Origin of the sequence: uncultured Brachyspira sp., assembly GCF_944390595.1 — a bacterium.
Classification (GTDB): domain Bacteria; phylum Spirochaetota; class Brachyspiria; order Brachyspirales; family Brachyspiraceae; genus Brachyspira.
In genome coordinates this window covers 1-7,242 of the sequence record NZ_CALXRN010000040.1, presented here as the reverse complement: position 1 = coordinate 7,242, position 7,242 = coordinate 1, and the positions used below count along the sequence as shown (strand labels likewise).

At 24.9% G+C, this 7,242-nt stretch carries 7 protein-coding genes; 3 read left to right on the top strand and 4 right to left on the bottom strand.

What is annotated here, in order from left to right:
* The 4 genes from Q0J90_RS02220 to Q0J90_RS02205 all read right to left on the bottom strand — a co-directional run.
* Positions 1–928, bottom strand: a 928-nt coding sequence (locus Q0J90_RS02220; RefSeq protein ID WP_297276354.1) for a bifunctional riboflavin kinase/FAD synthetase, incomplete at its 3' end; no start/stop codon positions are given.
* A gap of 30 nt (positions 929–958) precedes the next feature.
* Positions 959–1,966: a hypothetical protein gene (locus Q0J90_RS02215; RefSeq protein ID WP_297276353.1), complete on the bottom strand. Its 1,008-nt coding sequence runs from the start codon at positions 1,964–1,966 to the stop codon at positions 959–961.
* Between the two features lie 49 nt (positions 1,967–2,015).
* On the bottom strand, positions 2,016–2,393 hold the full coding sequence (locus Q0J90_RS02210; RefSeq protein WP_297276352.1) for an STAS domain-containing protein: 378 nt from the start codon (positions 2,391–2,393) through the stop codon (positions 2,016–2,018).
* A gap of 53 nt (positions 2,394–2,446) precedes the next feature.
* On the bottom strand, positions 2,447–3,430 hold the full coding sequence (locus Q0J90_RS02205) for an aromatic ring-hydroxylating dioxygenase subunit alpha (RefSeq protein WP_297276351.1): 984 nt from the start codon (positions 3,428–3,430) through the stop codon (positions 2,447–2,449).
* A gap of 231 nt (positions 3,431–3,661) precedes the next feature.
* Here Q0J90_RS02205 and ychF point away from each other — a divergent pair, with 231 nt between their 5' ends.
* Genes ychF through Q0J90_RS02190 form a run of 3 tightly spaced genes read left to right on the top strand, consistent with a single transcriptional unit; the run spans position 3,662 to position 7,166 of the window.
* Positions 3,662–4,762 carry a redox-regulated ATPase YchF gene (gene ychF / locus Q0J90_RS02200; RefSeq protein WP_297276350.1) on the top strand — a complete coding sequence of 367 codons (1,101 nt, stop codon included), beginning with the start codon at positions 3,662–3,664 and terminating at the stop codon, positions 4,760–4,762.
* 60 nt (positions 4,763–4,822) lie between these two features.
* Positions 4,823–6,073, top strand: coding sequence for a chloride channel protein (locus Q0J90_RS02195; RefSeq protein ID WP_297276349.1), 1,251 nt, complete (start codon positions 4,823–4,825; stop codon positions 6,071–6,073).
* Positions 6,074–6,092: 19 nt separating this feature from the next.
* Positions 6,093–7,166: a hypothetical protein gene (locus Q0J90_RS02190; protein ID WP_297276348.1), complete on the top strand. Its 1,074-nt coding sequence runs from the start codon at positions 6,093–6,095 to the stop codon at positions 7,164–7,166.
* Positions 7,167–7,242: the final 76 nt, after the last annotated feature.

The window sequence follows — 7,242 nt, the reverse complement described above, 5'->3', positions numbered from 1 at the left end:
GCTTTTTCGTCTGCTGTGATAGACATTTTTTTGTTCTCCTTTTGAAATATTTTCTTATCTTTTTTTCATCATTTTCTAATAATTTTTTTACTTCATCTATAGAATTAACTTTTATATTATCTCTTATGTATTTTAATAATATAACAGTTATTTTTTTACCATATATCATTTTAGAAAAATCTAATATATGACTTTCTACTCTAAGCTCTTTATTAATATTGCTTATTCCAATAAAAGTAAGAGCTTCATAAATTTTATCCCCATTGCCTATTTTGACAGTTGAGCTGTAAACTCCCATTTTAGGAATAAATATATTTTTAGGAAGTTCTAGATTAGCTGTAGGATATCCTATTTTTCTTCCCAAAGCATTTCCATGAACTACCAGTCCGCTCATAGAATATTCTCTTCCAAGCATTTTATTTACATCTGACATATTTCCATTGGAAAGACATTCTCTTATATTAGAGCTTGATACTTTATCTCCTTTATAATTAAGAAATTTTATAAAACTTACTCCTATACCGCATTCTTTAGAGTATCTTTTTATAAAATCTCTATCTCCGATTCTATCTTTTCCAAAAGCAAAATCAACACCAACTGCAATATGCTTCATACGATAATATTCTATTAATTTATTAAAGAACTCTTTAGCTTCCATTGTATAAAATTCTGGTAAAAAGTCAATAACAATTATGTAGTTAATACCTAATGATTTTATAAAAGAATTATTTTCTTCTGTATTATATATTGAGATATTTTTTTTCTTTATTACTATTGCTATAGAAATTAAATTATTTTTTTTTGCGTAATCTACAGTATATTTGATAAGTTTTTGATGTCCTCTATGAACACTGTCAAATTTGCCTATTGTTATAATACTATCTTTTTTTAAATCTATTTTGCAAAAATCATTTATAATCTGATTCATTCTAGTATTTTATTTCATATCCCTTAATTATTATATTTCTTTTTTGGTTCTTTTGTCATTATTAAATATTTTTTTCAAAATCAATGATATTATTATAATGATTATTGATGATATAAATAAAGTCAATGACATATTCCAGAAAGTAATATTACGAATTATTATTTCTAATAAACTATAATGTTCTATTAATACAGCAAGTACTAATTTTATTATACCATATAATACAAAAGCATTTAATATGTTGTGATATTGATATTGTTTTGAAAATAGGCATAATCCAAGCATGTAGAAGCTGAAAAATAAAAATATGAAATTAACAAACAATATAGGTACAGTGTATATAGGTATATCTGTTGTAGTTAGCACTTTTAATAAAGTTGATATTATTGGAAATACTTCAAAACCAAATATTACATCTGTTGAGAAATTAAATAAATATTTTGATATAGATTTTCTTTCAAAAACAACAGATGATTTCTTACTAGTGAGAGTACCATATAGTTCAGTTACTTCATGTAAAGCTATTTCTTTATCAGTAAAATATATATAGTCTGCAAAATAAACTTTACCATTAGCAGCAGGATCTATAAATAAAGCATTTTTATATGTGTTATCTAATAATTTATATCCTACTCTTATTATATGATTGTCTATTTTTGAAAAATATTTTCCATTATCATCTATAAATGATGAACTTTTATCTGTTAATTCATTTCTTAAATAATCAACATTTTTATTAAAAATAATTGTATATGCAGGATATAATGTTACAAAAGCAGCTAATACTGCTATAGTAAATATTATTGAAAAATTACCAACAAATTTATTCAATGCTCCTGTAAATATCATAGTAGATACAGCAGAAACAACTACGATAGCAAAAAAGTAATGCTCCATTAAATTTTTAATAGAATCAAGAGTAAGATTACTGTATATATTATTAGTGTCTAATATTTTAAGGAAATATATAAAGAAATATAATCCAAAAAATACTATAAAAAATAATGCTAATGTTATTAAGTTTTTTACAATTTTCATGTTTATATATTATATCTACAAGAAGAAAAATTCAAGTATAAAAATAAAATTAAGCAGATTTAATATCGGTTAATATACCAAAATTATATAGTGCATCGTTAATATCTTGAAAAGAATCTATAAAACTAGATAGTTCCATAAGATTATAATCGCTTTTTACAACACTGCACATATTAGATAGTACTATATTGCCTTTATTTTGTGACAATTCTTTCTTTAATTGAATAAAATATTCCCATATTTCTTTTTCTATAAACATGCATTTTGATAGGTCTAAAACGATATTGTTTATATTTTTTATGGTGAATTCAGAAAATAACTCTTTTAATTCAGGTAAATTTTCATCATATATATTATTTTGTAATGATAATACAATAACAGAATTATCTTTTAGAAAATAACTAATTTCAAATGATTTACTTGCCATATTTAGTACTTTAACAAATTTTTCGTTTTTAGTCAATAAATTTAATAAATAAATTAGTCTTTATTGTTATATTTTTTAAATTTATCTCTAGTACTTCTGTATACAATTATAGGCATATCTCCTGCTATCAATTTTTCTTCCGGCATGCCTAAATATGATTCTTTTCTTGATTGAGTTTTTACCACATTCTTATCCTGTTTTAATACAATATCCGAATATTTTTTTCCTATAAGATTTATTATAGATTTTATAAAAGGAATATTTACTATTTTTTGATAGAACCTCATATACACAACAGTATTTTCATCATCGACAGGAGCGAACACACCAAATATTCTCATTTTTTCAAATATATAATTCTGCCAAGTGTTTGGAAAATAAAAATATAAAAAGTATTTAAAATCTTCTTTTTTCATTTCGGATGAACTTAATGCTTTTTGTCCGTTATCAATAACATTATTCACATAAAATTTCATAACATCATTTTCTAATTCTACCAAAGGACCATTAACAATAGTTTTGTTTCCTCTTCCTATAGTGTTATAATGTACAAAAGACACATGCACAACATCAAGCTGATTTTCTATACATCTTGTATAATGATTATTCCATTCATCTCTTATTGTAGAGTAAGAAAATTTTTTATCTTTTAAATCATCAGGAAACATTATTTTATCATTTATTTTATCTTTATCTCCATACCAAAACCAAATAAATCCATATAAATCTCTTACTTCATATCCTTCAACAAAAAATCTTTCATCAACTGCAGTATTTCTTCCATTAGCTGGTATCATTACAGTTTTTCCGCTTTTATCGAATTGAAATCCATGAAATGGACATGCTACATTGTTTCCGCATATTTTTCCATGAGATAATGATGCTCCTCTATGACAGCATTTGTCATCTATGCAGCATATATTGTTATTTGAATCTCTCCAAAATACTAGATTTTTATTTAATCTTTTAGCAAAAAGAGGCTTATTTTGTTTTACTTCTTTTGAATCTAATACTGCATACCACATATTATATATCATAGATTTATCCTCAAGTTTTTTATATATTATTAATTATATCTTTTTATTTTTATAAATAAACATTTTATAAGATGATTTTTTTAATAAAAATTAAATACTGAAAAAATACAAATATATGATTTTAAAATTATAATATTTTTTTCATTATCAATTTTTAATATGCTTGTTATTAATATTTTTTGATATATAATGTTTCTAAATAAAATAATTTAAGTTAAGGAAATAAAAAATATGGCTTTATCTATAGGAATAGTAGGACTTCCGAATGTAGGGAAATCAACACTTTTTAATGCTCTAACAAATGCTCATGCTGAAGCAGCTAATTATCCGTTTTGTACTATAGATAAAAATGAAGCTACTGCTATAATAAAAGATGAAAGAGTTGATAAATTAGCAGCACTTTTTAAATCAAAAAAGAAAGTTTATAATACAACAACATTCGTAGATATTGCAGGACTTGTAAAAGGAGCTTCAAAAGGGGAGGGGCTTGGTAATAAATTCCTTTCTCATATTAGAGAAGTTAATGCAGTTTTGCATGTTGTAAGAGTATTTGAAGATGGGAATATTACTCATATTGGAGAGGTTGATCCTTTAAGAGATTTAGATATTATTTTGACAGAACTTATGCTTGCAGATATTGATACTATTAATGCTAGAATGGAAAGACAAAAAAAGGTTGCTAAAGGCGGAAAAGGAAAGGCTGCTGAAGAAGAAGTAGCATTGCTTGAAAAAATACTTCCGGAATTAAATAATTTCAAACCTGTATTTAGTTTAGATTTAACAGATACAGAAAAAGGAATATTAAAGCCTTTATTTTTATTGACTGCAAAAAGCATGATGATAGGTGCTAATTTATCAGAAAATGAACTTGCTAATCCTGAAAAAAATTCTAATTATGTAACATTACAAAATTATGCAAAAGAAAGAAATATTGAATTAATACCATTTAGTGCCAAAATAGAAGCAGATTTACAGGATTTAGATGAAGAAGAGAGATTAAGTTATTTAGAGGATTTGGGAGTTAAAGAGTCCGGAGTTGCAAGACTTACAAAAGCAGGACATAGACTATTAAAATTATTAACATTTTTAACTTCCGGTGAAGATGAGACAAGAGCTTGGACTGTAAGAGAAGGTGCTTATGCTCCTGAGGCTGCTGGTGTAATACATAGTGATTTTGAAAGAGGTTTTATTAGTGCTGAAGTTATAAACTGCGATAAACTTTTAGAGCTTGGAAGTTTTGTAAAAGCTAAAGAGGCAGGTGCTATTAGGCTTGAGGGTAAGCAATATCTTATGCAGGAAGGAGATGTTGTAACCTTTAGATTTAATGTGTAATTTATATACTATATATTATGATTGATAAAAAATAAAAAACACTTATTAGAAAATTAAATTATGAAGATTAATTTTGAAATTAAATATGTAAAGCTTTTCATGCTGTCTGCTTGTATAGGAGCTTCAGTAGGCTTTATAATTTCTTTGTACAGAATAATGCTTTACAAATTAAGTGTTAATGTATTTTATATATCTAATTTCATATTTGATAGATGGTATTATCCTGTGCTTCTTTTTATTTTTCTTATAATTGCCGGATGTACTATAGGATATATACTAAGGTATTATCCGCAGATAAGGGGTGCCGGAGTACCTCAAATAAAATATTATATATCTCTTCATGAACCTAAAGATATTATATTAGAAATATTATTCAAATTATTCGGCAGTATGATATCATTTGCAAGCGGAATTTCTTTAGGAAGAGCAGGTCCTTCTATGCATGTTGGTACACTTGTAGGACTTTTTTTCCATAAATATTTTTCAAAGCTTGCTAAATATAGAAGATATTTGCTTGTTTCCGGTGCTTGTGCCGGAATGACAGCTACTTTCAGTGCCCCGTTTACTGGCATTGCTTTTTCTTTTGAGGAGCTTGGAGAAAATAAAAATCATATAGTTTTTGTATGTATAGTTTTTTCTTCCATAGCTTCAATACTTGTAGTAGAACATCTTGTAGGGCAGGCTTTTATTCTTAATTTTAATTTGCCAAAAATATTAGAGGTTAGACATTATATTTCACTTCTTCCTTTTGGTATAATATGCGGAATGCTTGCTTCTCTTTTAAATTATCTTATGAATTTATTTTCTAAAATGTATCAGAATATAGAAAATGATGTATTTAGACCTGTACCTGCTTTCTTGATGGCTGGTTTTATGATAATGTTTTTCCCTTATGTACTTGGAAGCGGTGATTTGCTTATAGGAAGTATAGTTAAAGATAAATTTTCTGTTTCTATGCTTTTTATTCTTATATTTGTTAAACTATTCTATACTTCAGTATGTGCAACATCAGGAGCAGTAGGAGGAGTATTTTTTCCTACATTTATATTAGGTGCTTCAATAGGTTCTTTATATGATATATTACTTATAAAATACTTTCCAGATTATGCAGTATATGGAGATTTATTTATACTTTTGGGTATAACTTCCCTTATGTCTGGAATTACTAGAACGCCTATAATGGTATGTATATTGATACTTGAGATATCCAACTCTATTTCCAATTTCTCAGCACTTGTTATAGTGGCTATAATATCATATATGGTTGCTAAGGTGCTAGGAGTAACTTCAATATATGATCATAATGATTAATAAGTGATTTTTATATATTATGGAACTTTATCAAGAATTATTTAATGATTATTTAAAAGAATATTATAAGACTCTTGAAGAATTATTGAATTGCTTAGAAAATGATGATAAAGAAAAATTTAAAATAAATATTTCTCCATTTATATATAAAGAAGATAATGAGGCAGAATATACAAAAGATAAAAATTATAATGAAAGATTAAAATTAGTTTTATCTATACTTTATCATAAAAATATAAATGAATTAATGAATAAAAAAGAATTTGAATATTTGCTTGTTTTTTTGTTTGAAGAAGAGATAAAAGACAGGCAAACTAATTCTTATCAGGGAATAGGTGCTTCTTTAGAAATTATGAGTTTTTTTTATAATGATGATATAAATAAATTACTTTCAAAATATAAGTATTTATTTGATAAAGCAAAAAACTCAAACTTTGATTGTAATTGCGGTTATGGTGTTGATGATTATAATTATTATAATGAGAGATTAGATGAATTAAGTATAGATACGGTAATATCATATTTTATAGATATTGATGAATTAAAATTATGTTCAAAACTTATTGATATATGGAAAAGCAATGTAAAAGAATGGGATAAAAAGAATTTAGATAAATTAAAATATTATGAGTCACTTATAGAAGATAAAGAATCTTTACTGGAAACTACTAAAAAACTTTTTGAAATAGCTATTGAAGAAAATGCAAGTAATTGGGATATAGTTTCTGCTTTAGATACTTATCTTAAATATTTAATTGATAATAATAAATATGATTATGCTTGGCAATTAATATCAAAATATATGAACAATATAAAAAATATTCAAGATGATAATTTTTATGATATTAATTTAGGCAGATATATAATAGAAAGATCAGCTGATATAATGATTAATATTAATAATAAAAAAACAGAAAAAGAAATATGGGCTTTCATTAGCGAGCCTTTTATAAATAAACATTCTTCTTCTTATATGAAATTATATGAAAAAATATTATTATGCTGCGATATTGTAAAAGATGAAAAATTAAAAAATAAAATATCAAAAGAATACCAAAAAGAATTGAAAAAGATTAAAGATATACTAAAATGATAAAAAAATAATACCCATTTCATAATATATAAATTATAAAATAGGTATTATTAATAATTCAAATTATTCTATTTCA